This is a genomic window from Parashewanella tropica (assembly GCF_004358445.1).
In the GTDB taxonomy this organism is placed as follows: domain Bacteria; phylum Pseudomonadota; class Gammaproteobacteria; order Enterobacterales; family Shewanellaceae; genus Parashewanella; species Parashewanella tropica.
Genome location: NZ_CP037951.1, coordinates 2,248,510 through 2,270,946 on the forward strand (window position 1 = coordinate 2,248,510; position 22,437 = coordinate 2,270,946).

Below are 22,437 nucleotides of genomic sequence, written 5' to 3' on the forward strand. Positions count from 1 at the left end.
TACAAAAAACCAACAAATATCGATTGACTCTTTCGCAGCGGGCTATAACCTGAGATTTAAAATTTGATGGCCAAGGAATCGCCTGTGAACAAAAATAATAATATCTTTGCGTTAGTGATCTTTTTAGTGGGTTTATGTTCAGCATTTTATGTGAACCACTACATCAACAAAACATGGGTAGAACAATCGTTTTTATTTGATGTTTATAAAACGAATAGCGGTGAAAATGCTTATAAGTACAAAGGAAAAGAAATCTTAATTGAAGATGCTGTCCCCTACCTAGACTCTCCGCTAAATCAACATAATTTATCACTCCACGGTAAAAGCACTGAACTTAATCAACAGTGGGTTGTTAATGAACATCGACAATTAAAGTTATTAAAACCTACGTTTCATTTTGGCTTATGGTCATTACTGCCCGCTTTCATCACTATTGCTCTTTGTTTACTTACCCGTGAACCTCTTAGCGCTTTGTTTGGAGGAATAGTCATCGGTGCTTTTATGCTAGGCCAGTATGATTTAACAGATAAAGTCATTATTCCCAATTTAGCCAAAGAAGGTACAGCAGCATTATTGTTGCTATATCTGTGGCTGCTTGGTGGGCTACTGGGGATATGGTCAAAAACGGGAGCAGCACAAGCCTTCGCAAATTTTATGACTAAACACTTTGTAAAAGGACAGCGTTCAGCAAAGCTGGTTTCATGGTTTTTAGGAGTCTTATTTTTTCAAGGTGGCACAATGAGCACGGTGTTGGTAGGTACAACTGTACGACCACTTGCCGATAAAGCAAAAGTTAGCCACGAAGAGATGAGTTACGTTATCGACTCCACCGCATCGCCAATTGCATCAGTATTAGCTTTTAACGCTTGGCCAGCTTATGTTCAAGCCTTAATTTTTGTTCCTGGTGTTTCTTTTTTGGCAACAGAAGCGGACCGATTAGCCTTCTTTTTTCAAAGCATCCCATTTAGCTTTTATGGAATTTTGGCTGTGATGGGTACTTTATTACTCAGTCTTAATATAACCACATTTTCTGGCCATCGATTACGAGCCGCTCATCAAAGAGCCCTGCAAACTGGTCAACTTGATGCACCAGAAGCTAAGCCGTTAAGCGCTAAAGAACTACAAAAAACAAACGTACCCGAAGGGTATTCACCCAGTGTACTTGAGTTTATTCTTCCACTGGTTACCTTAATTGGAATTGCTGTGTGTACCTTTATCTATATGGGCTCTCCACAAGTAAATTGGGCATTTGGTACAGCATTACTTTTAGCAGCTTTAATGGCGATGGCAAAAGGTATGTCATTAACTCATATTATTGAAGGTTTTGGAGAAGGTTTAAAAGGCGTCGTGCTTGCTTCAGTTATTTTAATGTTAGCCGTAATTATAGGCAGCATTAGTAAAGAAATTGGAGGCGGACTTTATTTAGTATCTCAATTGGGTGGAGAGCTTCCATTTTGGTTGCTACCAGTTATTTTGCAACTCATCACGATGATTATTGCTTTTTCAACTGGCACAAGCTGGGGCACTTACGCGATTGCTTTTCCACTGGCAATGCCATTGGCTTGGGCAATTGTACAGTCTCAAGGGCTGTCCAATCCAGAACTCTTTATGATGGTGTGCTTTGCAGCTGTACTCAATGGAAGTGTTTATGGTGATCAATGCTCGCCAATCTCTGATACCACTATTCTAAGCTCAATGACGACTGGTTGCGATTTAATGGATCATGTAAAATCTCAGCTTTTCCCTGCAACTTTAGCAGCAACTGCAGCAGCTGGGTTATGGACAGCAACAGTATATTTATTCGCATAAAGAAAAGCCCCGTCATTTCTGACAGGGCTTTAAAATATTGGCGGAGCGGACGGGACTCGAACCCGCGACCCCCGGCGTGACAGGCCGGTATTCTAACCAACTGAACTACCGCTCCAATGACTTTGAATAGTACTGATGCATCTGAACAAGGTCAATGGCTTTTTAGCCAAAACGCCTTTAACAGCTCAACCTTTGAGCAAAAATCTATTTATTACCATCTTCCGGCATAGTCAGATCTATATCATTTAAACTATCATCTGACGATACTGAATCAACTTGATCAGAGTTTATGACAACCATTTCTTCAGCTGCCTTGATGGCTTTCTTTCTTACTTGCAATTTACGCCATACGATAAATGAAATAACACCAAGCAATATCAACACGACATTTAAACTGACTACCCAATAAAGAATTGTACGCTTCGCGGATTCTTCTTTATTTTTGATCTGTTGTGCTTGTTCTTGAGCTATCTCTAATTCTGACTTTCCTGGCTCTGGCGGTTGCTCAAGGTTAAAAGTGATATCCGATAAATGAAGCAAGATTTCACGACCTTTGACCGTTGTTGCGGCTGCAAAAGCTGAAACTACATAATTACCATAGGCTTCAATATGGGGAAGTTTAATTCTTTCTCTCGGTGATTCTAACCCCTGAATAACATAACGCTCGTTCAGGTTATTTGGCCCCATAATGGTGTATTCAATAACACTGTCTGAAATATTTATTTCATTCGTATCACTGGTAATTTGAAGATAACGAATGTTATCACCCAATGCAGGATTAATTACCGAAGAGCTTACCGGTATAGGTTTTAAAAGAATTGGCTCGCTATAATGACGGTCAAAAACCTCATTATGAGCTCGAACATCAAAAAGATATTTGCCGGGTTCAAGCTCTAAATGAAAATTACTGGTAAAAATACCGTCATCTGGTTTTTCATCCAATAGCTTTCCATCATCTTTATACGAGCCTATTCGACGTTTACCAGCTGTTTTTTTTTCACCTTCTTCGTCTGATAGACGCTTGAAAGCTACAGACCATTCAACTAAATAATCTAGGCCAGGTAACCTCATTTGATGACCGTCAGCATTTAACTGTGCTAAGGCCTTTACTCTCTCTCCAACATAAAGTGGCTGTGGCAATGGTTGAACTTCAATATTTAATTCACTTACCTTAGTGATAGTAGAGCCATCTGAAATACGACCAAGCAGTTGCCAAGGCCCTGCTTGAGGTTGACTGATTTTAATCATGTCTCCCGTCATACCATCCAACCATTTCACGTTTTCAGGATGACGGTGCGCATACCATTTTCGACCATCAGGTAAAACAATCACGACAGGCGGAGAGCCGTACTCTCTTTGAACCACTATAGTGATCTCAGACACCATATGGTCGATTCTAAAACGATTTTTTAATTCACTAGCCGTCGATATATCGTTTGCTTTTACGAAAGACGAGAAAACAAGGCAAGCAAATAACCAAGTAATTCCTAAAAATAATACAGCTCGATTCATAAACGATCAGTCGCTCCAACGACATTTCCCACCTTTTGCAACTAACTCAAGTCGCTCGGTATGCTTAGTTAATTCATCGGCTGTAGCCATTAAAACTTTACCCATTTGTCGATCAGTAGCGAGCCTTTTAATTCCTCCAGCTTCACCTCCCACTGAGTCAGCAGAAAGGTTTAACTTAGTTTGCCCACCCGTCATGAGCAAATAAACATCCGCTAGAATTTCAGCATCCAATAATGCTCCGTGAAGCTCACGGCGGGAGTTATCAACAAAATAGCGCTTACACAACGCATCAAGGCTATTTCGTTCACCAGGATGTTTGTATTTAGCAATATCTAAAGAATCAACAATCGAGCATATATCGGCGGTAATTGGCCCTTTGGGATTTAACAATGAAAACTCATGATCCATGAACGAAATATCGAACGGAGCATTATGTGCAACAATTTCTGCACCACGAATAAATTCTAAAAATGCAGGAGCAACTTCATGGAATCTTGGGCAATCAGCAACGCGTTCATTTGTTATCCCGTGAACCGCAATTGCTTCTTCATCAATATCTTGCCCAGGGTTGATGTACTCATGGAAATGACGACCCGTTAGCTTTCTGTCAATGACTTCAACACAACCAATCTCAATAATTCTGTGACCTATATAAACAGGTCCTCCGCCTTGGTTCATACCCGTGGTTTCAGTATCGAGAATGATCTGTCGTGACGCTTTAGAAACAATATTCATAGGCTAAAATAAATAAAATTTGTATAATCTGACGTAATTATCTAACTATGGTAGCAATTTGATGGCAGAACGGAAACATATCAATATCTATACGGATGGTTCTTGTCTAGGAAATCCAGGTCCAGGTGGCTATGGTATCGTGATGACTTTTAAGCAGCACCGAAAAGAATTGAGTGATGGCTTTGTAAACACAACCAATAATCGCATGGAGCTTTTAGCTCCCATTATTGCCCTTGAAAGCTTAAAAGAACCCTGCCAAGTTACTTTAACGAGCGATAGTCAATATATGCGCCAAGGGATCACTCAATGGATCCACAACTGGAAAAAAAATAATTGGAAGACATCCAATAAAACCCCAGTTAAGAATGTTGATTTATGGCAAAGATTAGATAAAGCTCAGCAAGCACATGAAATAGATTGGAAATGGGTTAAAGGTCATGCTGGTCATGCTGAAAACGAACGCTGTGATGACTTAGCCAGAGAGGCCGCTGAAGCCAACCCAACTCAAATAGATGTCGGATACGAGAGCTAAAGCTAGCTTCTATTTACTCTTCCCGCAGAAGGAGCCGTCGACCAGTTAGTGGCGCGCTTCTTCTTCGATGCTTTCGATGGCGTTAACGGACATTCAACTTTTTTAGCGGTAATAACATAAAAAGCACCAGAAAAAGGAAGCCAGTTTTTCATCCATTGCTGTAATAAACTATTGTCATTAAATTTACCAACTAATGAATGATAAACTAATTTCTTCTGCTCAATAACCTGATATCCCAAAACTTCTAACCAATCCCTTACTCTATGTGCAGTAAAAAAACGCCCATTCCAAGGGCACTGTTGCCGATGTTTCGGTGATACTTTACCTAGTGATAACGGGCTAATTGGATTACAACCAATCAAGATCAAATGCCCGCCTGAAATTAAAACTCGACTTATTTCCCGTAATACTCGGTAAGGGTTTGATTCAAACTCCAAAAGCAATGCCGAAAGAACACAATCAACTGATCTTTTTTGCAATGGCAAATGCGTATATGCTGCATTAACAGTGGCATCACCTGTTTCTACAATAGAAAACTGATGAGCAATACTTGATTTTGATGTATCGACTTCAGAAGATAATGCACCCAGTTTAAGGAAGTGATATCCAAATACTTGTGTCACCTGCTCTGCTATATAGGGTGATAATGTTGCTAAAGCTTGCTCTCCATGAGGTAGAGAAGACCAAGAGATAGGTTTAGTCATAATCATGGTATTTTTCGAAATTCCTTTTGGGTATAGTATGGCTTAAGAGTACCCGCTTAATCTAAGAAATTATGCTATCAATTCAGCCAATTCCTGCATTTAATGATAATTACATTTGGTGTATCAGCAATCAAGAAAAGCAAGCGCTTATTGTAGATCCCGGCTCAGCTAAAGAAGTCATAGACTATCTCACACAACAACAGTTAACTCTAAAGGGTATTTTAATTACTCATCATCATGCTGATCACATCGGTGGCGTAAATGAGATACTTAACACGCTTGGTGAAGAGATTCCTGTATATGGTCCTAAATCCAATCGAATACCACAAGTTACCCATTTTGTAGATGATACTTCACCACTCGTTATCAATGAATTAGGCATTGAAGCTCAAATAATTACATTAACGGGACATACGCTTGAGCATATCGCATACTTAATTGAAGGAAATTTATTTTGTGGTGATACTTTATTCAGTGGTGGTTGTGGCCGAATTTTTGAAGGGACGCCTGAACAAATGTTCGAATCACTCAACAAGCTTAAAGATTTACCCCCTACAACGAAGATTTTCTGTGCTCATGAGTACACGCTTTCAAATTTAAAATTTGCGCTGGCAGCTGAGCCAAATAACCGAGCTTTACAAGCTTATCACGCAAAGGTGGAACGACAACGAAAATTAAACCAAATTACTTTGCCATCTACCATTGAAAACGAATTGAAAATCAATCCTTTTTTCCGCTGCGGTCAATCTGAAATTCAATCTAATCTTAGGGCGGCTTTTGAACTCCCTTCCTCTTTACCTGTGGTCGATTACTTCACACATTTACGAAAATGGAAAGACGTTTTTTGACCAACAGTATAGAATTAGACACTTTATATTATTAATTTTCTATATATACTGAACCGTTAAAATCAAGCTTCACTAGAAGTTATTGAATATTAATCCTTTTGAAGTTTGGAGAAATTTGTTTTTTATGCGCGTGATTCATTGCCTTTTTGCAGGAAGCCTTGTTCTACTTGCTGGTTGTAATTCGACTGATAACCTGACTCAGTCAAAAGAACCCGATACTAATGTTCAAACGGCTATAGTAGATACTAAAGAGATCAACGCTACAGAAGAAGTCAACGCCACTCCTGTCCCTCAAATAGACGTGTGGCAACGAATTCGCAATGGCCTTCAATTCAAAGTTCCAAACGAAAAACTCGTTAGACAATACCGTAAGTGGTACCTAAAAATCCAAAGCATTTATTGCGAGTGTCTAAACGCGCGCAGCCTTTCATGTATTTGATTGTTGAAGAGATCGAAAAGCGAAACTTACCGCTTGAGCTTGCCCTACTCCCTATTGTTGAAAGCTCGTTTGATCCTTTCGCCTATTCACACGGTTCTGCTTCTGGCCTTTGGCAATTTACCTCACCAATGGCAAGACACTTTGGTCTAGATATTGATTGGTGGTATGACGGTCGTCGCGATGTTTATGCGGCAACCATTGCTGCATTAGACATGCTTGAATACCTTCATAAAAAAACCAACGGTAACTGGTTGTACGCAATAGCCGCTTATAATACTGGTGAAGGCAGAGTTTTAAGAGCCTCGAGAAACAATCGGCGCGCAGGTAAAAGTACGAGCTTTTGGGCTTTAGATTTACCTACTGAAACAGAGCGTTATGTACCACAATTACTCGCTCTAGCTGATATAATCAAACATTCTGATAAGTACGGTTTAAAACTGGCTCCAATTCCAAACAAACCCCAACTCAGAGTTGTTCAGATTGATTCGCAAATTGATCTTGCATTAGCAGCTGACTTTGCAGGTTTGAGCATCGATGAGTTTTATAAACTCAACCCGGGATTTAACCGCTGGGCAACAGGCCCAGAAGGCACGTACAATCTTTTGTTTCCTGTCGAAAACGCAGAAAGGTTTGAGCTTGCACTTGCGGAAAACGGTCCTGAAAAACGTTTAAAATGGACTCGCTATAAAATCAAATCAGGTGATAGCCTCGGCCTTATCGCTAAGAAATTTAATACTTCAATTCGCTTTATTAAAAAAGCAAACCACTTAGAAAAAAACGTTATTGTTGCCGGTAAACACTTATTAATTCCTGTTTCTGCGAGAGAACGTGAGGACTATACGTTATCTCTACCTTCACGCTTAGCTCAAAAGCAAAACACACCTCGTGGACAAGTTAAAATTAATTATCAAGTAAAATCTGGTGATTCGTTATGGATCATTGCACGTCAGTTCAAAATTAAAACCAGTTCTCTTGCTCGTTGGAATCATATGGCTCCAAGAGATACATTAAGCGTGGGCAAAAAATTAGTCATCTGGTTGAAGAAAGGTAAAAAAACTGGTGTTATTCGTACTGTAAACTATAAAGTACGAAATGGTGATTCTTTGGCAAGAATTGCAAACAAATTTAAAGTCACTGTTAAAGATTTAATCAAGTGGAATCAATTAGACGCTTCTAAATATTTACAACCAGGACAAACATTAAGCTTATATGTCGATGTGACAAATTATTCTAGCTAAGTTCAAGGCTGCATCACGCAGCCTTTTATTTGCATAAATAATCAGTCTCAATTATTTGAAAATTTGATTGAGTTTATAAGCCAATCTAATACCTGCTTGCTTTAATCTCTGTTCGGATAATTTTCTATTCTTGTAAATATAATCAAAACCTAATCTTGGTATCCCATTTTCCACTCTATTGAATTGATAGACTTGATCTCGATAACTCAGTGACTCTTTCGCCCAATCTAAATAGGTTCCCTGCTGCCAATTTTGTTTTTCTTTGGTAGTGAGGGGTAAAAATTCGACATACTCTTTGTAGCTTAATTTTTGACGATCTATCAAATGAGAGTCCCAAACTCTATGGAGGTTCGAATCCTCATTAAACCACTTCACCTTGATTTTATTACCACCTCTGTCTTCTGCAAAGCCCACATGCAGTGGCTGGTGAAGATCTCCAACCATGTGGATAAAGAATGCTAATGACTGCCAACGTTCTTTTTTAGATAGCTGTGGATCTTGCAATCTCGCTTCCATTCTATTCAAGGTTTTTAAAATATCACCTCTAGGATTGCGATTTTTTCCTGTTAAATCCTTTTCTGTTTCCGCACTAATATAATGCCAAGGCGAAGCATGGTCCCACTCCCCTGACGAACGCATTTCATCAGGCCAAGTTGACAGGCGCGCTAAAGGCACTCCATCAGTAATAGCTAATACTGCCTGTTTAGCCTTTGGCGTTAAATTTAACTGCCCTATTTCACCTACGATTCGATGACCATTTTGTCCATGTGCATAGCTATGCGAAGCGAGCACTCCACAAGTCAGACCAGTGATTAGTAATCCAGTACATTTTCTTATTTTCATTTACACAACCCCATACATTCAAAGCAGCAAAATTTCTGTGACACACGTTGCAAATTTGATGCAAAGGTATCAAAATATGCCCCGAATAAGAAGTGTCATAAACCTGTAATTAACAGTAGTTTAAAATTCACCAAACAAAATAAACCTACATACCTACAAAGGGAAATAAAAGCGATGAAAACGCGAAATCGTAAAATAAGCTCTGTAGCCTTAGCCTTGTGTATGGCGTACGGCCTTGCTGCTCCAGCAATGGCTGATACCGCAAGTAATATGAGAGGGCATATTACTAATGCATCAGGCGTGGCAGTAACCGATGTTACTGTATCTATTGTCCATGAACCAACAGGTTCTATCACTAAAGTAAAAGTTGATGGCAAAGGTAACTTCAGCGCAAGGGGTCTACGCGTTGGTGGTCCATACAAGATCATCTTAGACTCTGAGTCGTTAGCTGATGACACTATTGAAGGTGTTTACCTAAACGTTGGTGAAACATTCCGTCTGAACCGCTCTCTTTCAAACCAAGAAGAAATTGAGTCAATCACTGTATCAGCTAGCTCACAAGCTATCATCGGTTTAGGTGATTCTCAATATTATGGTGCAAAAGCCATTGAGAATTCTCCAGGATTAGATCGTGATCTAAAAGATACTCTTCGCCAGAATCCATTCGCTAACTTGGATGCAGATGGAATCAGCCTTTCTGTTGCAGGTATGAATCCTCGCTATAACTCATTTGTAGTTGATGGCATTCAACAAAATGATGACTTTGGTTTAAATAGCAACGGTTATCCTACTCAACGTTCTCCAATTTCAATCGATGCAGTTCAAAGTGTAGCTCTAGATACAGCACCATTTTCTGCTCGTCGTGGTGGATTCACAGGTGCTCAAATTAACGTAACAACCAAATCAGGTACTAACGAAGTAGATGGTACCCTATTTTGGCAAAATACAAATGATTCGCTTGCGGGTGATGGTGAAATAAACGGAAAGAAAGTAAAGCAAGACTTTAAAGAAACGACTTTTGGTGGAACCATTGGTCTTCCAATAATCAAAGATAAATTATTCTTCTTTGGTAGTTATGAAAAGTTTGATGCACCTCAAAAGCAATTATATGGTCCAGCTGGTACTGGCTTTGCAAATGCTAGCCCTGTTACAAAAGCACAATTTGATGATGTTGTTGCAATCGCTAAATCAAAATATGGTTTAAATAACATTGGTAGCTTTGATGCAACGCCTGTTGAGGAAGATGAAAAGCTTATCCTTAAGCTTGATTGGGAGATTAACAACGATCACCGTGCTTCTTTGACTTATCAAAATACAGATGGTAACAGAACATCAGCGACAAGTGATGACGAAAACTTAAACCTTTCTAGTCATACTTACAACAAAAATGAAAAACTCGAAACATTCGGGTTGAACGTTTATAGTGACTGGTCAGATGTTTTTTCTACCGAAATCAAAGTTGCCCACAAAGATACTACGACGTCTGTTTCTCCTATCACCCCCCTAAATATTGGTAGCGTTAGGGTTCAAACCGATGCTAAAGATAGCGATATTGGTATCAACTTTGGTACCGAGCGTTTCAGACAAGCAAACGAGTTGAATAATCAAAAGTTAGAAATTTCTTTTGCTGGTGACTACGTTTTAGGTGACCATATACTGGGTTTCGGATTTAATTATAGCGATTTGAAAGTTTATAACTTATTCGCAGCTGATTTCAAAGGACGCTGGGTTTTCAACTCAATTGAAGACTTCAGAGCAGGCAAAGTAGGTAACTTTACTTACAACAATGCAAAGTCTAAAAATCGTGATGATATTGCTGCAAAATTTGATATTCAGAATATTGCACTTTGGGCAGAGGATGTTTGGACTGTAAATGATGATTTGGAGCTTCAATTTGGTTTACGCTATGAAACCATTTCAATGGATAAGAAGCCTGAGTTAAATAGCAATTTTGTTAAGCGATATAATTTTGCAAACAATCATACTCTTGATGGTCTAGATATTTGGTTACCACGTGCCGGCTTTAACTACACTTTAACCGATAATGTTACTTTGAGAGGTGGAATCGGTCGCTACACTGGTGGTTCACCTAATGTTTGGATTGCAAACAGCTTTTCGAATGATGGTGTAACACTTCTTTCATACCGTGATGGTTGGAAAGACAGCTTTGGCAAAATTGATTTCTCTAAAGTACCTCAAGGTGCTGACGATGCAATAGCCAAAATTGACGGTGACGGTGATGTAAATGCTATAGCTCCTAATTTTGAACTACCTTCCGATTGGCGTTTCAACCTAGCAGCTGATACAACATGGGATCTTGGTTCTTTTGGTGAAAACTGGTTCTTCGGTACTGAAATTTTATACATCAAGCGTGAAAACGACTTAGCATGGAAAGATTTAGCTCGTAGAAAGCTTAAAGTTGACGGTACAGGTCGACAAGTGTATGAGACTTGGGATCCACTAGCTAACGAAGGTAAAGGTGGTTCAACTAAACGCCGTGATATACTATTGACCAACGCAGATAAAAGTGGTCGTAGTTTCAACTGGTCTTTAACAACAGCTAAGGCTTGGGATTTCGGTTTAGACTTCCGCTTAACTTATACTTATAGCGATGTTAAAGAAGGCTTCCCTGGAACTTCTTCTCGAGCAGTATCTAACTACCAATATGCAATAACTCGATACGATCGTAACGAGCCGACTCTTGGTACAGGTAATTTTGAGACTCCTCACCGCTTTAGCTTAACTATGGGCTATGAAACTGAGTTCTTCGCAGGTTATAACTCACGTTTCAACTTGTTCTACAATATCAAGAAAGGTCGTCCACTATCTTGGGTACTAGGCTCTCATAATGACAAGAACCTTGGAGATCAGAGTGGTTTCTCTAAATCTGATGCCTACCTTCCATACATACCTACAGGACCTAATGACCCAAATGTTAAATTTGAAGGTGATTTAACATACGATCAATTCTTAGCTGCAATTAAGAAAATTGGTCTTGATAAGTATGCAGGTAAGATTATTCCTAAAGGAACAAGTAACCAACCTTGGACACACCAGCTAGACTTTAAATTTGCTCAGGAAGTCCCAGGCTTTACATCTGAGCACAAAGGAGAGTTTTATTTCACTATTCGAAATGTTCTTAACTTGATAAATAAAGACTGGGGACGTGTTGAAACTCAACGCTTTAATAACAAGATCCTTGTTGACCATGACTATGACGCAAAAACAGGTGTTTACACATATAAACTCCCGTACCGTCAAGATTCTATAGATACTAGAAACTACAACACTTACAACGTAAATAAGTCTACTTGGCAGATGCAGGTAGGTGTTAAATACAAGTTCTAAAATCACTTAGAACTTAACAAAAAGCCAGTCATAACTTGACTGGCTTTTTTAATGGCTGACACTTAAAGCTAACTAGCTAATCCACTCAGCTTCCCAATCTTTAAATACAGGGTTTAATCCCCTTGCCCGCATAGCTTCAGCAAATTCTAAAACCCCTCGCTCATCACTGATCTCAAATTGTGATAACTCAGTTTTAGGGTGCAGATAACCGCCAGGTTCTGTAGAACTTCCTGCACTCACGTGAGTGATCCCTAAAGGCAATAGGTTTTCTCTAAACTGACCTTCTTCACGAGTGGATAAACTGATATCAAGTTGCGGATTAAACAGCCTAAATGCACAAATCAATTGCACTAACCCCACATCAGTTAATTCCACTTTAGGTTGCACACCACCAACACATGGACGAAGTCTAGGTAAAGAAATACTGTATCGGCTACGCCAATATTTTTTTTCCATGTAGTCTAAGTGATAGCCCATCATTAACGCATCAAGTCGCCAATCATCAAGCCCAAGTAACACACCTAGTCCGATTTTATCAACGCCAGCTTTACCCAATCTATCCGGTGTTTCTAATCGATAATCGAATTTTGATTTGTTACCACGTAAATGATGTTGAGCATAAGTGTGTGGTTGATACGTCTCTTGGTAAACCATCACGGCATCGAGACCTAGCTCAACTAATTGATGATACTCATCTTGGGTAAGCGGCTGCACTTCTATAGCAACATGGCTAAAGTGCTTTTTCACTTGGGGAAGTACTTTTTTGAAATATTCGATGCCCACTTTGGTTTCATGTTCACCTGAAACTAACAGGATCGAATCTATTCCCCATGATTTTAAGATCTTACACTCAGCTTCGATTTCATCATCTTTCAAGATCACACGTTTAATGCGATTACTCATGCTGAACCCACAGTAATCACATTCGTTAGCACATAAATTTGATAAATACATGGGTAAATACATACCTATGTTGGAGCCAAAACGTTGACGAGTTAGTGCCACTGAACCTTGAGCCATCTGCTCAATATAATCTTCAGCAGCAGGAGACAAAAGCGCCATTAAATTATCTAGGTTACGCTCTGGACGCAGCAATGCTCGCTCAACATCCCTTTGAGTTTTTGAATAAAGCCTTAGTTTCAAATCGTCACGATCGATTTGACTAAACCTGTCTACAAAGCTCATTTAAATTACTCACAATAATAAAACTAAAAAAATACCTACTTTGTAATTGATACGATTAAAGGGAGACACTGGCAGAAGCAATAGTTTGATAAACCAACCGTCCGTGACAGGATGTCACGATCGTCAGCACATGGATGTGCGCTTCCGTTGGTATTCATACTATTGCTCCTTAGAACTAATCATTGACCCACATACTCGATAACAACACAGTGACCAAACTTACGCCAACTGACTATCATGTAAAAAGCCGGTTAATGGGCTGGTATTGTGTGCCTTAGTTGACACCACTCCTAACCCTGCCTCATACGCTAAACGCCCTGCATTAACTGTATCTTTAAAGCACTTTGCCATGATTATTGGATCAGAACTGCTGGCAATTGCGGTGTTGACTAACACGGCATCTGCACCGAGTTCCATTGCTCTAGCGGCTTGGGAAGGCGCACCAATACCTGCATCCACAACGACTGGTACTTGTGCTTGTTCAATGATGATTTTTAGAAACTCTTCTGATACCAGACCTTGATTACTACCAATAGGACTTCCCAATGGCATTACTGCATGAACGCCAACTTCTTGTAATCGGCAACACAAAACAGGATCGGCATGTACATATGGCAATACTACAAAGCCCTGTTCTACTAATTCTTTTGCAGCTTGTAAGGTTTCAATTGGGTCAGGCATCAGATAACGATGATCTGGATGGATTTCTAATTTTACCCAGTTGGTATTAAACAATTCTCGAGAAAGCTCGGCTGCAAATATCGCTTCTTTTGCATTACGAGCACCAGATGTATTTGGCAGTAACTTTACGCCCGAATCCAGCAAAGGCTGCATTAAATCATCAGTACCATTTTCAGCATCAACCCGCTTCATTGCTAATGTTGTTAGCTGACTTTCTGACGCTTTAATGGAATTTAACATTAATTTTGAATTTCTAAACTTACCTGTACCAGTGAATAATCTTGATTGAAATTGATGATCGGCTATCGTAAGCATCTTACCCTCCTGCCACTGCTTGAAAGACTTGTAACTCGTCACTTTGCTGACAAACAGTTTCAGTCCATAATCTTCTTGGTAGTACTTTGCTGTTATAAACAACTGCAATACTTTTTAAACTTATTGGTTCGTCACTGAGTAAAACTGCTTGCTCAATGGCAGATAGAATGGTGCTGTTCTCATTAATTTTGATTTGCTCACCATTATAACTAACTTGGATCACGCACATTCCTCTTTAAGCTGTTGTTCCTTGCAAACTGGACACTCTGGATCTTTTTCTAACTGGGCTGAAAACCAATTGAAGTTTAATCCGTCAAAGTGCCACAGTTTCCCTGAAATATTTGGTATACCTAATAATAATTTGACGGCTAAAAGCGACTGAATTGACGCAGCAATTCCTACCATAGGCCCCAATACGCCAACGGTGGCGCAGTTTTCTGCCGTTTCGGTAGAATCTGGATAAAGACATTGATAGCAGCCAGAATCATCCGGTTGATAGACCATGGCTTGTAAGTTGAAGTTAGCGACGGCGACAGAGACAAGAAGCTTTTCATTCTCGACACAAAAGCGATTGATGCTGCGCCTTGCTTCGAAGTTGTCGCAGCAGTCAATTATTACTAAAACATCTTCATCAATATCATTCTGACTTTGTGCATCGAAGTGCTGATTAGTTACCTTGATTTCACAATCACCGTACTGAGCCCAGAGTTTTTCCGCAGCCGTTTCGGCTTTATTAAGTCCGATATCATCATCAGAAAACAATAGTTGCCTTGGAAGATTACTTAAATCAATGCTATCTCCATCAAATAAGTGAATTTTTCCAACACCTGCCGCCGCTAAATAGTGTGAAACCAATGTACCTAACCCACCAACACCAACAATCACTACAGATGCTTGCTTCAGCTTTGATTGCCCTTGCTCTCCGACTTCAGGTAAGAGAATCTGCCTTGAATAGCGCATGAAGTCGTTATCCGTGATCATACGCCCTCCAACCACATGACTTTCAACTCTCTAAAAGCATTTTGTGGTGATTCAGCTTGGGTGATTGCTCTCACTACGGCTATTGAATCAACTCCAGTTGATTTAGTATCGAGTAAATTGCTTTTGTTGATTCCACCAATTGTGACTAATGGCACATGACCTTTGAACAATTGAGTATTTTGGTGAAGCTTAACTAACCCCTGAGGTAAAGATGGCATGTCTTTAGTCGTAGTTGGGAAAATATGACCAATTGCTAAGTATGAAGGCTGTAATTGATACGCCAATAAGGCTTCAAAAGTGCCGTGACTGGATAACCCCAATGCAATATCGGCATCTGCAATAGCTTGTAAGTCAACGCCTATCACATCTTCTTGACCTAGATGGATTCCAAAAGCGTTATGCTTGAGTGCCAGTTCCCAATGATCATTAATGAACACTTGAGCGTTATATTGATTGCCTAACTCAATGGCCTTAATAATTTGTGTTTCTAACCATTCAGACTCTTTATCATTCAAGTCTTCGGCCTTTAAACGTAATTGAACCGTCGTGCATCCAGCTTTAAGTAAAGCTTCGATAAGCTCCACATTGCCCACAACTGGATAAACATCTAAATCAGTATCTAGCGCTTTAAAGCCTTTTGCTGGTTTACTCGCAACTAACTCAGGTTCAGTTGAAGTGATAATTGGAAAACAATCAATATTTTGTGGCCACCCAGTTCTAGCCAAAATCCCCGGACCTTTACCTAACTGATAGCTTTGAGTTAAACCCTTAGATAAATAAGCCTTGGCAATGGCAACGGCATCTAAAATGGTGTACCCATGCGCAGATACTGCCGCAATTGCAGAAGACAAAGTACAGCCTGTGCCATGATTGTTTTTCGTATCTACACGCTCACTTGCAAACCAAAATTCAGCATTATTATGATTTTCCGAGCAATGTTCGACCTGATGACAAACAAGTAAATCCGTCGCGTGTTGGCTATCCACAAACTCTGGATTATCTCCACCTTTAGCTAACACACTGCAAGCCAAAGATTTTGATAATGCTCTAGCGGCAGTAACTATGTCACTTTGTTTTATGAAGCTAAATTCTGATAACTGTTGTAACTCGTAAAAATTAGGCGTTATTACATCAATTAAGCCTTTTAAAGGAGCGAAATCTAAGCCCTTAGAATCAGCAAGACCATCACCACTACTGGCAATTAACACTGGATCAAGCACCACAACTAAATCTGGATAATCAGCACGCTCTTGCTTTAGCCATTCAGCTACGACCTCGATTTGTTGTTGGTCCACCAGTAAACCAATTTTTATGGCTTGGGGTGGTAGATCAGTATAAAGTGTTTCAAGCTGCTGCCGTAACATCTGCTCTGAAACTGGCTCAACTAAATCTACAGCGACACTACTCTGTGCTGTAATAGAAGTGATCACAGTACAGGCATGGCTGTTTAAATCATTGATGGTTGCGAAGTCCGCTTGAATTCCAGCCCCGCCACCACTGTCTGAACCAGCGATTGTCCAAACTACAGGGCGCGCAATGCACCCAGTAGTTTCATTTTGGTAAGAAACCATCATGTCTCCTACGCATTTTCTGACTCAAGAGTGTGGTAAACCTCAGCTCCTGATTCGTTGAACTCCTTAGCCTTTTGCTCAAAGCCTGCCATTACTTCTTGTTCAATGGCATTCACATAGTTTTGGTGGCTTTGAACTTCAACACCTTTTTCTAATGATGCAGCATACTCTCGTACATCTTGAGTAATTTTCATTGAGCAAAATTTAGGACCACACATTGAACAGAAATGAGCCACTTTTGCCGATTCTTGTGGCAGTGTTTCATCGTGATATGCCTTGGCTGTATCAGGATCTAGACCAAGGTTAATTTGATCTTCCCAACGGAATTCAAAACGTGCTTTAGACAGAGCATTATCACGGATCTGCGCAGTTGGGTGCCCTTTTGCAACGTCAGCCGCATGTGCCGCGATCTTGTAGGCAATCATGCCTTGCTTTACGTCTTCTTTGTTCGGTAAGCCTAAGTGTTCTTTTGGCGTGACATAGCAAAGAATTGCCACACCGTACCAACCGATTTGCGCTCCCCCCATTGCGGATGTAAAGTGATCATAACCCGGTGCAATATCTGTTACTTGACAACCAAGGGTATAGAAAGGCGCTTCATCACAGTGTTTAAGCTGCTTTTCCATGTTCTCTTTGATCTTGTGCATTGGCACATGACCAGGACCTTCGATGAATACTTGCACGTCATATTCCCATGCAATCTTGGTCAATTCACCTTGGGTTTCTAACTCAGCAAACTGAGCTTCATCATTGGCATCAGCAATCGACCCCGGACGCATACCATCACCAATTGAAAGCGACACGTCATATTCAGCACAAATTTCACAGATCTCACGCCAATGAGTATATAAGAAACTTTCTTTATGATGACTCAAGCACCATTTCGCCATGATAGAACCACCACGAGAAACAATGCCTGTTACTCGTTTAGCCGTCATAGGTACATAGCGCAGTAATACACCTGCGTGAATCGTGAAGTAATCGACACCTTGCTCAGCTTGTTCAATCAGCGTATCGCGGAACACTTCCCAAGTAAGGTCTTCAGCAACCCCATTTACTTTTTCAAGCGCTTGGTAAATCGGTACTGTACCTACAGGCACTGGACAGTTACGAACCAGCCATTCACGAGTTTCATGAATATAACGACCTGTAGACAGATCCATCAGAGTATCGGCCCCCCACTTTACTGACCAAATCATCTTCTCAACTTCTTCTTCAATTGAAGAAGTTACCGCCGAATTACCAATGTTTGAGTTCACTTTCACCAAGAAGTTACGACCCATGATCATAGGTTCAGCTTCTGGGTGGTTAATGTTTGATGGAATGACGGCACGGCCACGTGCAACTTCTGAACGAACAAACTCTGGAGTAATTGGCTCCATGATTGCACCAAAGCTTTCGCCTTTATCACGTTTACCTAGCTCAGTTTTTGCTAATTCTGCACGTCCCATGTTTTCGCGTATGGCAACGTATTCCATTTCAGGCGTGATAATGCCTTGGCGAGCGTAGTGCATTTGGGTAACACACTTACCTTTCTTCGCTTTACGCGGAGTTGGTAAATCTTCAAAACGTATGTGGTCCAAGCCATCATCAGCAAGTCGCTGCTGAGTGTATTCGGAAGATACTTTTGGTAATAACTCGGTATCTTCACGTTCTTCAATCCAGCCTTTTCTTACTTGCTTTAGCCCTTTATGAACGTTGATTTCATAATCAAAGTCTGAATATGGACCAGTACAATCGTAAACATCAATCGGAGGATTTGGCTCAGTGATAGGGTCATCTTTAGTGCCGCCTAAAACTGTATCGGTTTGGTAAATTCGACGCATCCCTACCTGAATGTCAGGACGGCTACCTTCTACATAGATTTTTTCAGAGTTGGGAAATTGCTCTGGTCTTAAGTTGTTGATGTACTGCTCTGCGTATTCGCGGCGTTCACGACGGGTTTGCGGTTGTTTGTTACTGTTTTCAAAATGACCTTCTGAATGAAGGCTTTCGTTTCGAGTGTTGGTGCTCATAAGCAATCTCACAATAGTTGTAATTCTTTGAGTTTGCTTGTCTGGTGTCCAATGAGGTCTGATATATTGACTGGAAAAGTGAATAGTAAAGAATACACTCCTATTGAGAGTGTGTGTTAATCCTTTAATTCAATTTTTCTTGTTTCCTTCGTAGGTCTTAACCCAATCAGGTTCAACGGATCCCGCTTTTTTATTCCAATATGGAAAGTGCGATCTCAGCCATTTAGGCACTCCGACAAGTGTTTACCAATATCAATTGGTAGTGGCTCAAAAGCCTGAAGGCTTCAGAAGTTTGAGCGCAATTAGTATATTCACAATTTAAATTCATTAGCAACAACAATTGAAGATGAAAACGTGAGTCTCTGCAAAATTTTCATGCAGCCTTTCTCAAATGATGTTTTTAATACTCTACTTTGTGAACTTTTATTCATTTAACTTTAGAAATTTTAAACACATTATATGATACAAAAGATGTAATGCATTAAGCCCTTACCGCTTAAAAGGGATGAAAATGGCTTCCTCTGAGGTACAAGCTCAAGTAGCACCGACAAAATATCTATTTAGACTGGGTAACGCTTTTACTACTCCGGCGTTATCAATGTTTTCATTTATTGAAGAAACGGATACTTGTTGTGTTTCATTTACTACAGAGTCTGGTAACGAAGTCGTATTTACAGTACTCATTGATAAAAGCGATCCTAATCATCAACCGTATTTAGCTAAATTTTTTGCTGTTGCAGACGTTTCAGAAATTCCACATGTGTTATCTCGTAAACCAACATTTATTGTAACCTCTTCAATCTCTTCTTTTAATCGAACTATAGTTGAACCAAAACCTGATGATAAATTTAGATACATAGTACGAGCACACTTTCGTCCTTCACTTCCTATTAGCGATGAAGAAACCTCGCAAATCTGCTCCATATTTCACCAGTTACCACAGCAACAACGAGCCACTTTAGAACTGAGCTCTCTAGTCAAAGATGGAAAATGGGATTTGATACAAACTCAAATTGAAAGAGGTGTTGATTTAAATTATCCCGTAAGAAGTTCAAAAGATTTTATTGCCAGCATGATTGAGCAGTATCCTAATAGCCAGAAAGTGCTGTACCTTATGCTTCAGAATGGCATGAACCCATTTTTCATAAATGAGAATGGTACTTCCATATTTCATTACGTTATAAATAGAGATCATGCAGGATTATTATCAACTCTACTTGGCTTTAATGAAGAATTTAATGGGCTAAACCTACAAGCAGAGAGACTAATTGCCCTCCAAAGTCACTCTAGCGCAGAACCACGAGGAACTCCTTTGACCATTGCAATGCGAAAAGGACTCATAAGTACGGTAGGTGCAATTCTCAGCTGCTGTCCTCAAACCCTCAGCGTGTATAAAAATTGGGAGGAAATTACCAGAGCATTACCGTTTTGGTTTTTTGGAGATAAAAAAAATAGGCTTGCAACAGTAGTGCGCCCTTATTGGCAACACTTTCAAATACCAAGATTGGTGCCGAAGCGCATAACACATGTCAATTCTTCACAAGTGCTATATACAGCGAGGGTTTGCGTTCTCCCAAACGAAGAATTATATACACCAGATGGTGAGAGTGATGAAGAGACATATGTTTGCATAAAAAATAATTATGATACAAGAAGTGTCATATCAAAGCATGAGGACATTACAAAAGGAGATGAAACATAAATACCCATAGAGAGCGAATATGACCTCTAAGCCAACCATAATCGATAGCTTTGCGGTAATGCGCCTGTCCAACGCTTAAAAGAGCGACGGAAGTTACTACTATCTTGATAATCCATTTTTTTAGCTACATCATTGGGTTCAAGTTTCGACAATGCGATTAAGGCATTAATCAATTGAGCTTCATCCTGCAACACTTGATAACTTGTTTGACACTCTTTCAACCTTCTTTTTAAAGAGGCAGGACTTAAATTTAACTGCTTAGCCATTTCATCAAGGCTGATTTTTTTACTTTTTAAGCGCTTACGAATAAATCCTTCTAGCCCAATTCGATAAGGTTGAAGCTTTAAGCTCTTATAAGTACCTCGATGGATGAGCCTCTTTGATGAATAATGGTTAGCCTGTGATTGAAGTGGCTGAATCTCTGTTTTACAAATTGACATTCGACAAACAGGCGCTGAAAACTCAAGATTTTGTCCAAAATATTTATGATAATAAGCCAATTGTTGTGGCTGTGCATAAGGGAAGCTATATTGTGCGATAAGTTGTTTCTTGGTCATTTGCTTATAAACCGATTGCAAATTAGCAAACAGGTTTTCATACAAAAAAACTTGATGTTGATGCCCACCATTATCAAGACTGAATATTATATGCCAGTAATCTTCTGTCTCTAAAAATGATAATTGCAGCCAAGGATGAGTAAGCCACTTAAATTGATGCCAAAAAGAAAATGCCTGAGTTGCATCATTTGCCGAAATGAGCCCAGAAGCGAGTTCTTGAGATTGTTCTGCTAACCAAAATTGCCCGAGTAGGAAAGGTAAATCATCTCCTTTCCACAGCTTTTTAGCGTTATGGATTAACTGATTGAACTGTTGTGGCGATAACAGCTTTTCCGTTTGTCTAAAATCAGCTAAAAAAATTCCTGTTCCCTTAAGCAGTTTATCCGCTGTGAGTCCTCTTTGTTTAAATAATGCAACCAAACTCAGTACAAACGGCTGACATCTCAAAGACTTATCGCGATAAAATGCAGGAGTTAGCATTGTACCTTCCAAGCGTTATCCGACGTATTTTTGAACTTTATGGATTCCATTTTTTGATTTAATGAACCAATCAATCTAAATAGAATGGATTCTTCATCAGAAACTTGATAACAATTTAAAGACTCGACTTCTGAAGGTAGTATCCAAGAATGACTGACATGGATATCATAGAATGCTAAAGCGTCAGAGATCTCTTTTGCCAAAATAGGAACAAAGTGATCACTATTCGATTCAACCATAGCGATAAATCTATCCCCTGCATAACGGCAAATCAGATCACAGTTTCGCGAACGGTAGCTTAACCAATGACTGACTTCGTTAAGGAATTTATCTCCACCAGCGATTCCATGAACCTTATTAAATTCTGCAAAGTTATCTAAATCGAACATGACTAATCCGAATTTTAGATTTTGTTTTACCGATCGCTCAAGGTGATATTCAAAACTTCTAACATCATTAAGTTGAGTGAGAGGATCAATAAGATGGTGTTGGCGGATAAACTGTTCACGGTTGTGAAGTTGTTGGTTAATTATTCGCTGTTCTTTGCGCCACTGCCAAAGTCCAATTGTCAAAATCGTTAACCCAAGAGGTGTTGGAAGTTTCTCTATGATATTGATAATAAGACCTAAATCATTTCGAATAAAGATTTCATCCATAATATCTAGGTAACAACCGAAGCTATAAAAACTAAGACCAATTAAAAGAAAATTGGTAACCCACCCCTTAGGTCTTGCACTGTATACCACTAACAACCAACAAAAACTTACCGCAAACAATGCACCCTCAGTAACGATATCCAACCAATCGACAGCAACACTCTGTTTGATTGGTAAAAATTGCAACATAAGTATTAAAGGAGCGAGTAATGCTACGATAATCACTGATAACCAACGCCAGTTGATCGAATTAACCCCAAATTTCATTTTCTTTGAACCAGACTGA

17 protein-coding genes, 1 tRNA gene, 1 pseudogene and 1 riboswitch are annotated in these 22,437 nt (G+C 39.7%); of the genes and pseudogenes, 6 read left to right on the forward strand and 13 right to left on the reverse strand.

The window, feature by feature from the left end; genetic code table 11:
• Positions 1-84: 84 nt before the first annotated feature.
• Entirely contained in the window at positions 85-1,809 is a 1,725-nt protein-coding gene (locus E2H97_RS09905) for a Na+/H+ antiporter NhaC family protein (RefSeq protein ID WP_246028987.1), read from the forward strand.
• A 38-nt stretch (positions 1,810-1,847) separates the two neighbouring features.
• Here E2H97_RS09905 and E2H97_RS09910 read toward each other — a convergent pair.
• The 3 genes from E2H97_RS09910 to dnaQ all read right to left on the reverse strand — a co-directional run bounded on the left by E2H97_RS09910 (position 1,848) and on the right by dnaQ (position 4,056).
• Positions 1,848-1,924, reverse strand: a tRNA-Asp gene (locus E2H97_RS09910).
• A gap of 89 nt (positions 1,925-2,013) precedes the next feature.
• The gene (locus tag E2H97_RS09915) at positions 2,014-3,321 is read right to left on the reverse strand and encodes a TIGR03503 family protein (protein WP_133406987.1); all 1,308 of its coding nucleotides are present in this window, start codon (positions 3,319-3,321) and stop codon (positions 2,014-2,016) included.
• A gap of 6 nt (positions 3,322-3,327) precedes the next feature.
• Positions 3,328-4,056 (reverse strand): DNA polymerase III subunit epsilon, encoded by a 729-nt coding sequence (gene dnaQ, locus E2H97_RS09920; RefSeq protein ID WP_133406988.1) that lies wholly within the window; start codon positions 4,054-4,056, stop codon positions 3,328-3,330.
• A 61-nt stretch (positions 4,057-4,117) separates the two neighbouring features.
• On the opposite strand from dnaQ, the gene rnhA reads away from it, so the two are divergent.
• Entirely contained in the window at positions 4,118-4,588 is a 471-nt protein-coding gene (rnhA, locus tag E2H97_RS09925) for a ribonuclease HI (protein WP_133406989.1), read from the forward strand.
• 2 nt (positions 4,589-4,590) lie between these two features.
• Here rnhA and E2H97_RS09930 read toward each other — a convergent pair whose 3' ends face one another.
• A complete protein-coding gene (locus E2H97_RS09930; protein WP_246028988.1) occupies positions 4,591-5,298 on the reverse strand; it encodes a class I SAM-dependent methyltransferase in 708 nt (235 codons plus the stop codon).
• Between the two features lie 65 nt (positions 5,299-5,363).
• Between E2H97_RS09930 and gloB the strand changes: the two genes are divergently transcribed.
• Together gloB and E2H97_RS09940 are read left to right on the forward strand one after the other, a co-directional pair.
• Entirely contained in the window at positions 5,364-6,140 is a 777-nt protein-coding gene (gene gloB, locus E2H97_RS09935; protein ID WP_133406990.1) for a hydroxyacylglutathione hydrolase, read from the forward strand.
• Between the two features lie 124 nt (positions 6,141-6,264).
• Positions 6,265-7,817, forward strand: a pseudogene (locus E2H97_RS09940) (LysM peptidoglycan-binding domain-containing protein).
• A 51-nt stretch (positions 7,818-7,868) separates the two neighbouring features.
• Here E2H97_RS09940 and E2H97_RS09945 read toward each other — a convergent pair.
• The gene (locus E2H97_RS09945) at positions 7,869-8,660 is read right to left on the reverse strand and encodes a S1/P1 nuclease (RefSeq protein WP_133406991.1); all 792 of its coding nucleotides are present in this window, start codon (positions 8,658-8,660) and stop codon (positions 7,869-7,871) included.
• A 174-nt stretch (positions 8,661-8,834) separates the two neighbouring features.
• Between E2H97_RS09945 and E2H97_RS09950 the strand changes: the two genes are divergently transcribed.
• Complete coding sequence (locus E2H97_RS09950) at positions 8,835-12,008, forward strand: TonB-dependent receptor (RefSeq protein WP_133406992.1); 3,174 nt, start codon at positions 8,835-8,837, stop codon at positions 12,006-12,008.
• Positions 12,009-12,080: 72 nt separating this feature from the next.
• Here the strand turns inward: E2H97_RS09950 and thiH are convergent, their stop codons facing one another.
• The 6 genes from thiH to thiC form a co-directional block, all read right to left on the reverse strand.
• On the reverse strand, positions 12,081-13,193 hold the full coding sequence (gene thiH / locus E2H97_RS09955) for a 2-iminoacetate synthase ThiH (protein ID WP_133406993.1): 1,113 nt from the start codon (positions 13,191-13,193) through the stop codon (positions 12,081-12,083).
• Between the two features lie 219 nt (positions 13,194-13,412).
• Positions 13,413-14,189 carry a thiazole synthase gene (locus E2H97_RS09960; protein WP_133406994.1) on the reverse strand — a complete coding sequence of 259 codons (777 nt, stop codon included), beginning with the start codon at positions 14,187-14,189 and terminating at the stop codon, positions 13,413-13,415.
• 1 nt (position 14,190) lies between these two features.
• Positions 14,191-14,412: a sulfur carrier protein ThiS gene (gene thiS / locus E2H97_RS09965; RefSeq protein WP_170308280.1), complete on the reverse strand. Its 222-nt coding sequence runs from the start codon at positions 14,410-14,412 to the stop codon at positions 14,191-14,193.
• A complete protein-coding gene (locus E2H97_RS09970; RefSeq protein WP_133406996.1) occupies positions 14,409-15,170 on the reverse strand; it encodes a HesA/MoeB/ThiF family protein in 762 nt (253 codons plus the stop codon). Before E2H97_RS09970 ends, thiS begins: the two co-directional genes overlap by 4 nt.
• The gene (thiD, locus tag E2H97_RS09975; protein WP_246028989.1) at positions 15,167-16,744 is read right to left on the reverse strand and encodes a bifunctional hydroxymethylpyrimidine kinase/phosphomethylpyrimidine kinase; all 1,578 of its coding nucleotides are present in this window, start codon (positions 16,742-16,744) and stop codon (positions 15,167-15,169) included. Before thiD ends, E2H97_RS09970 begins: the two co-directional genes overlap by 4 nt.
• A gap of 5 nt (positions 16,745-16,749) precedes the next feature.
• Positions 16,750-18,756: a phosphomethylpyrimidine synthase ThiC gene (thiC, locus tag E2H97_RS09980; protein WP_133406997.1), complete on the reverse strand. Its 2,007-nt coding sequence runs from the start codon at positions 18,754-18,756 to the stop codon at positions 16,750-16,752.
• A gap of 126 nt (positions 18,757-18,882) precedes the next feature.
• A riboswitch (TPP riboswitch) is annotated at positions 18,883-19,001 on the reverse strand.
• A 266-nt stretch (positions 19,002-19,267) separates the two neighbouring features.
• Here thiC and E2H97_RS09985 point away from each other — a divergent pair.
• Positions 19,268-20,458 (forward strand): ankyrin repeat domain-containing protein, encoded by a 1,191-nt coding sequence (locus E2H97_RS09985; protein WP_133406998.1) that lies wholly within the window; start codon positions 19,268-19,270, stop codon positions 20,456-20,458.
• A gap of 26 nt (positions 20,459-20,484) precedes the next feature.
• On the opposite strand, the gene E2H97_RS09990 is transcribed toward E2H97_RS09985, so the two are convergent.
• Both E2H97_RS09990 and E2H97_RS09995 read right to left on the reverse strand, forming a co-directional pair.
• Complete coding sequence (locus tag E2H97_RS09990) at positions 20,485-21,495, reverse strand: AraC family transcriptional regulator ligand-binding domain-containing protein (protein WP_133406999.1); 1,011 nt, start codon at positions 21,493-21,495, stop codon at positions 20,485-20,487.
• The gene (locus E2H97_RS09995; protein ID WP_133407000.1) at positions 21,489-22,418 is read right to left on the reverse strand and encodes a GGDEF domain-containing protein; all 930 of its coding nucleotides are present in this window, start codon (positions 22,416-22,418) and stop codon (positions 21,489-21,491) included. The genes E2H97_RS09990 and E2H97_RS09995 overlap by 7 nt, the downstream gene beginning before the upstream one ends.
• Positions 22,419-22,437: the final 19 nt, after the last annotated feature.

What these genes read in the sequence shown, in the direction of transcription:
- dnaQ (WP_133406988.1), bottom strand. Translation starts at nt 4,056, where the DNA reads ATGAATATTGTTTCTAAAGCGTCACGACAGATCATTCTCGATACTGAA.
- E2H97_RS09990 (WP_133406999.1), bottom strand. Translation starts at nt 21,495, where the DNA reads ATGCTAACTCCTGCATTTTATCGCGATAAGTCTTTGAGATGTCAGCCG.
- thiD (WP_246028989.1), bottom strand. Translation starts at nt 16,744, where the DNA reads ATGATGGTTTCTTACCAAAATGAAACTACTGGGTGCATTGCGCGCCCT.
- E2H97_RS09985 (WP_133406998.1), top strand. Translation starts at nt 19,268, where the DNA reads ATGGCTTCCTCTGAGGTACAAGCTCAAGTAGCACCGACAAAATATCTA.
- gloB (WP_133406990.1), top strand. Translation starts at nt 5,364, where the DNA reads ATGCTATCAATTCAGCCAATTCCTGCATTTAATGATAATTACATTTGG.
- rnhA (WP_133406989.1), top strand. Translation starts at nt 4,118, where the DNA reads ATGGCAGAACGGAAACATATCAATATCTATACGGATGGTTCTTGTCTA.
- E2H97_RS09915 (WP_133406987.1), bottom strand. Translation starts at nt 3,321, where the DNA reads ATGAATCGAGCTGTATTATTTTTAGGAATTACTTGGTTATTTGCTTGC.
- E2H97_RS09950 (WP_133406992.1), top strand. Translation starts at nt 8,835, where the DNA reads ATGAAAACGCGAAATCGTAAAATAAGCTCTGTAGCCTTAGCCTTGTGT.
- E2H97_RS09960 (WP_133406994.1), bottom strand. Translation starts at nt 14,189, where the DNA reads ATGCTTACGATAGCCGATCATCAATTTCAATCAAGATTATTCACTGGT.
- thiH (WP_133406993.1), bottom strand. Translation starts at nt 13,193, where the DNA reads ATGAGCTTTGTAGACAGGTTTAGTCAAATCGATCGTGACGATTTGAAA.
- thiC (WP_133406997.1), bottom strand. Translation starts at nt 18,756, where the DNA reads ATGAGCACCAACACTCGAAACGAAAGCCTTCATTCAGAAGGTCATTTT.
- E2H97_RS09995 (WP_133407000.1), bottom strand. Translation starts at nt 22,418, where the DNA reads ATGAAATTTGGGGTTAATTCGATCAACTGGCGTTGGTTATCAGTGATT.
- E2H97_RS09945 (WP_133406991.1), bottom strand. Translation starts at nt 8,660, where the DNA reads ATGAAAATAAGAAAATGTACTGGATTACTAATCACTGGTCTGACTTGT.
- E2H97_RS09930 (WP_246028988.1), bottom strand. Translation starts at nt 5,298, where the DNA reads ATGATTATGACTAAACCTATCTCTTGGTCTTCTCTACCTCATGGAGAG.
- E2H97_RS09970 (WP_133406996.1), bottom strand. Translation starts at nt 15,170, where the DNA reads ATGATCACGGATAACGACTTCATGCGCTATTCAAGGCAGATTCTCTTA.